General features: G+C 33.0%; 4 protein-coding genes. All 4 read left to right on the top strand.

Features of this window, described 5'->3' with window-relative positions; genetic code table 11:
• Positions 1-660 (top strand): hypothetical protein (locus Q0921_RS24775; RefSeq protein WP_299261829.1); only part of this gene is annotated, 660 nt, incomplete at its 5' end.
• Between the two features lie 228 nt (positions 661-888).
• A complete protein-coding gene (locus Q0921_RS24770; protein ID WP_299261828.1) occupies positions 889-1,524 on the top strand; it encodes a hypothetical protein in 636 nt (211 codons plus the stop codon).
• Between the two features lie 1,137 nt (positions 1,525-2,661).
• Positions 2,662-3,759, top strand: coding sequence for a hypothetical protein (locus Q0921_RS24765; protein WP_299261826.1), 1,098 nt, complete (start codon positions 2,662-2,664; stop codon positions 3,757-3,759).
• Between the two features lie 1,148 nt (positions 3,760-4,907).
• The coding region (locus Q0921_RS24760) for a hypothetical protein (protein ID WP_299261824.1) at positions 4,908-5,176 on the top strand (269 nt) is incomplete at its 3' end.

Raw genomic sequence — 5,176 nt, 5'->3', positions numbered from 1 at the left:
ATAATAAAAAAACAGCTAACAATTTGTATAGTTCATTTGCTCCCTTTGGGAAGCAAACGCACCATACAAGAGACGTTGCCCACAATTATGAAAAAGATTCTGCTACCATTTATAATTTTGATTTTTAACTTAAATTTGAGTTGTAAATCGACTGAATATAAAAAAGCAGTTTATCCAAATATTCCGATTGAATTACAATTCCTTTCGTATTTTCAAACTGACATAGAAAATAAAACAGATGAGATAGTTGTTAATTATGAGGAATTAAAACTCAAACAAATAATAAAAGATTCACAGTCTGAATTTTGGATTGGCGAAAAAAGACTAATAACGGTTCCAAGTAATACACACGGAAATTGTTACACAAGAGAAGTTTTTAAAAAGAATTTTCTTCTGATCTCAAAAGGAAGTTGCGGAGCAGCAGGACCAGATTTAGTTGAAAGAAAACAAGTTATATTAATAGATTTGAATTCATATAAAACATACAAAATTGACTTTGGAGAACTTATGTTAACTCGTTCAAAAAGTGCAGTAGATGAATTTTATAGTAATTCTGACAAATATTCCGCAATTGTAGATGTCGATATAGAAAAAAAACAAATTCGGATTACTAACAACATAATCGGAATTAAAGCTATCGAAATGATTGCGCAAAAATAACTGTGGGCAACAATGTGTATAATTCATTGCTAGTTATAGCCAACTTACGAAAGTCCTCGCGGACTTTCTATCTGTGTTTTATTTGCTAACTTTAGTGCTTAAATACGCAACGAAATCATACACAAACACGTTAGGGTTCATTAAATGAAATTTTTAAAAATCACACTTCTAATTTTAACCGGTCTGTTTGTTTCATGGACAAGTTTCCTTTTACTAACAGATTATTTGATGGAAGGTAAAAGGTTTGAGTCTGTTTCATCTTCAATAGATAAATCAAAAGCTAGTGGAGCTTTTGTATGCGAATATGAATTTTCTGACTTGGACTCAACGCTTGTAGAAAATTTACAAAAATATGGATATCTAGACTTCTTATCTTTATCTCAAATATGGGTTGAAAAAGCGCATATCTATAAAAGAAAAAATCTTTATTTCAATGAAATAGAATATTTCGATAGATACAACCTAATAATTCAAAATCCTCGTGAATTAATTAAAAAAAAGGACTCCACTCTATCAATGACGATAATAAAAGGAGAGTTTCCAGATTTTGGAATAAGAAAAGAAAAAGACTTTGAATTGGTATCTGCTTCCACAAAGAAATACACATCTCTTAAAATTCGATTTGGAGAGAATTCTGCGGAGAGGAATCGTTCAGGAGCAGATCGACATAACTTTTCCCAACGGATATCTACCGCATCTTTTAAAAGACCTAAAAATGAAATTAGTGTTTGGTTATACTATGCTTTTATGACTTTCCAAGTTGATGATGAAATAATCGGAAAATTGAAATTAAAAAATAAAGGAGATATCAGTAAAAATAACTTTGTAGATCCAAGACCTTGGTGGAAAAAAATAAGAATATAAAAAACGAAACCCTAACAATGTATAACCGCAATTAAAACTGACGGTTATACGAACCGTTAGGGCACATACTCAGAATCTGAAAAGCAAAACGCAATCTGAACCTGTCTGCGGACGAGCCTCGAACGTTTGAACTGAGAGTTTTTGCAATGGTTTGTATCAGATCGAAAGTAAAAAAGCGATAAAAAAATCACTCAAAAGAAGTGTTTCGGAGTAATTCCGCGCAAAAAATCGCTTTTTTTGGCTTATCACGATAATTTTGACGGAAAAAAGGTTTGTGATTTTTTAGTTTGGTAAGTGATAAATCCAAAGGCTGTAAAGTGATCGCTGGAGATTAAGAAAAATAATACGGAACAATTCGCAATCTGATATCACTTTACTGCGGCTTGTTTACCAAGTTCAGGCTTGCAAAAGTGGTACGTGCCATAACACTATATATGTGTTCATAGCAGTTAAGTGATGATTCGAAAAGTCTGTGTATTTTTGCAGTGGCGCAATGCTTGCAGAATGAAAAAGTTAGCAATCAATGCGCAGAAAAATCGAAAATAAGGGTAACATTTTGCGCTGCTACGACACATATATTAAACGTTAGGGCACATACTCAGAATCTGAAAAGCAAAACGCAATCTGAACCTGTCTGCGGACGAGCCTCGAACGTTTGAACTGAGAGTTTTTGCAGTAGTTTGTATCGGATCCAAAGTAAAAAAGCGATGAAAAATCATTCAAAAGGAGTATTTCGGAGTAATTCCGCGCAAAAAATCGCTTTTTTTGGCTCATCACTATAATTTTGACGGAAAAAGAGTTTGTTATTTTTTAGTTTGGTAAGTGATCAATCCAAAGGCAGTAAAGTGATCGCTGGAGATTAAGAAAAATAATACGGAGCAATTCGAAATCTGATATCACTTTACTACAGCTTGTTTACTAAGTTCAGGCTTGTAAAAGTGGTACGTGCCATAACACGATATATGTGATCATAGCAGGTCGGTAACAAATCGATAGGTTCGTGTATATTTGGTAAGGCGCAATGCTTGCAGAAAGTAAAAGTTAGCAACCAATGCGCAGAAAAATCAAAAAGCAAGGTAACATTTTGGCCTGCTACGACACATATATTAAACGTTATCACCAATATAGAATATAATTTTGACAGATAAAAAGAAATATACGAAAGACGAAATCCCAAGTTTGATGTGGAATGAGCATATTCGTTTGAGACCCGGAATGTACTTGGGGAGAGTAAATATAAAAGGCTTCGTAGAGTTGCTTAAAGGACTTTATAGTAATGTCCTAAATGACTTAAAATCGGACTCTATTTCTTTTGAAATTACTAAACCAAATTCTGCAGTTTTAAGTGTTACGAACATTAAATCTATCGTTGTTGATAATTGGAGTAAATGGGATCACAATTCTCATAGAACAAATCCTTTTATCTTAGAATTCCAAACCCTCAATGCACTTAGTGAGAGATTCAAAATTCATCTATTTGATAAAGATCATAATTGTATCTATAAACAAGAATATGGAAAAGGAGTTTTTATAAACGGAGATCAAGGCAAAAATCAGATTCGGTGCTCTGAAATGGAAATTAACTTTACTCTTGACAAGGAAATTTGGGGCGACCAATTTAACTGGAATGAGAACTTTATAAGTCATGAAATTAGTGAATTTGCATACTTACACAAGAAAGTGAAATTCAAATTTTTATTTCAAGTTGGAAATGAAAACTGTAACATTACATATCATTTCAAAAATGGACTCAGTGACCGACTCGAAATAGAAAAGTTAAGAGGACTTGGTGGGAGCTATTTTGAGACTACAATTGATGAACAAATCGAAGATTTTCGGATAGAGATTGCATTTGCATTTAGAGACTATACTGTTGACGAACCCTTTTTAAGGTCTTTTGTTAATGATTATTACACACATGAAAATGGAAGCCATGTTGATGGATTGTTAAAAGGATTAACTTATGGAGTTATGAAATACTTCCAAAAAAACAATCTGACGGAAGTCTTTAAAATCTCTGAAAAAGGAATTAAAGAAAACTTAATCGCTGCAATAAATATTCGAATGAACGAGCCGGTTTTTAGTGGTTGTGTAAAAAACAAACTTGCTAATTCAGAAATAATAGAACCAATTGCGAATCATGTTTCTAATGTACTCTTTAAAAAAATTGAGGAGAGTGAGGAGTCAACAAAAAAACTAATACAAAAATTTAAAATAGGTGATAACACTATATAACAAAACATAGCTGTCCTTCGGATCAGCAACGTTTGTTATATTTACCGTTATAGCTCATAAAAAATCAGGTTACATAAATAACGGAATATTGCGATAATTTGATCTCAAAAATCGGTTCGGAATCGGAATCTTAAATTGACAAAAAACTGTTTCTTAAAATTAATTAGTTAACCAGAATCTGAAAATGAATACGCTACGACTGACAATACTCAGACGTAAAAAAGAAGGAGTTTTCGGAATCAAAACGCAACTGCGGACAGTACTCGGATGGCTAAATGATGTGTGTTGCGGAAGTTTAACTGGAATTTGAAAGCAAAACGCAACTGCTGACAGCACTCGGACGGCTAAATGAAGTGTGTTGCGGAAAATTAATACAAATATGACTCTGAAATGGAATTATTTCGGAGTAGAACGCAGAAAAACAGTACGCGCTATAACAATATATATGTGTTCATAGCTGTTTATTGCTAGATCGAAAGGTCTTTGTATATTTATGATGGCGCAATGCTTGCAAAAGGAAAAATATAGCAACCAATGCGCAGATTTCGTCGACAGTTAGGTAACATTTGCCAAGGCTACGACACATATATTAAACGTTAGGACACATACTCAGAATCTGAAAAGCAAAACGCAATCTGAACCTGTCTGCGGACGAGCCTCGAACGTTTGAACTGAGAATTTTTGCAGTGGTTTGTATCAGATCCAAAGTAAAAAAGCGATGAAAAATCACTCAAAAGGAGTATTTCGGAGTAGTAACGTGCTGAAAAATCGCTTTTTTTTGGCTTATCACGATAATTTTGAAGGAAAAAAGGTTTGTGATTTTTTAGTTTGGTAAGTGATAAATCCAAAGGCAGTAAAGTGATCGCTGGAGATTAATAAAAATAATACGGAGCAATTCGCAATCTGATATCACTTTACTGCAGCTTGTTTACTAAGTTCAGGCTTATAAAAGTGGTACGTGCCATAACACTATATATATGTCATAGCAGCTAGATGAAGAATCGAAAAGTCTGTGTATTTTTACAGTGGCGCAATGCTTGCAGAATGAAAAAGTTAGCAATCAATACGCAAATAAATCGAAAAGCAAGGTAACATTTTCACCTGCTACGACACATATATTAAACGTTGGCAATAATTAAGCAGTACTAATGAAATCATTTATAAAAGCTATATTTCTGTTCTTATTTGTAATTTTTTCTTGTAAAAATAATGTAGAGAAAAAAGCTAAAGTTAATTCTGCAACAAATGAGAAATATGTAACAGATATTATTTCTGACCAAAAAATTGAACCAAAAAAACGTGTTCAAGCTTATAAGCGATTAACTCAAATTACTAAAAATCATAAAATTGGAGATACAACTTCAATAATACTGACGAAAGAATATTCGATACCTGAAAACGGAGAATTAAAACAAGA

Source organism: uncultured Aquimarina sp., from assembly GCF_947496855.1.
GTDB lineage: Bacteria > Bacteroidota > Bacteroidia > Flavobacteriales > Flavobacteriaceae > Aquimarina.
Note: the sequence above shows the minus strand (reverse complement) of the source record. Positions and strands in the feature narration are given on the sequence as shown.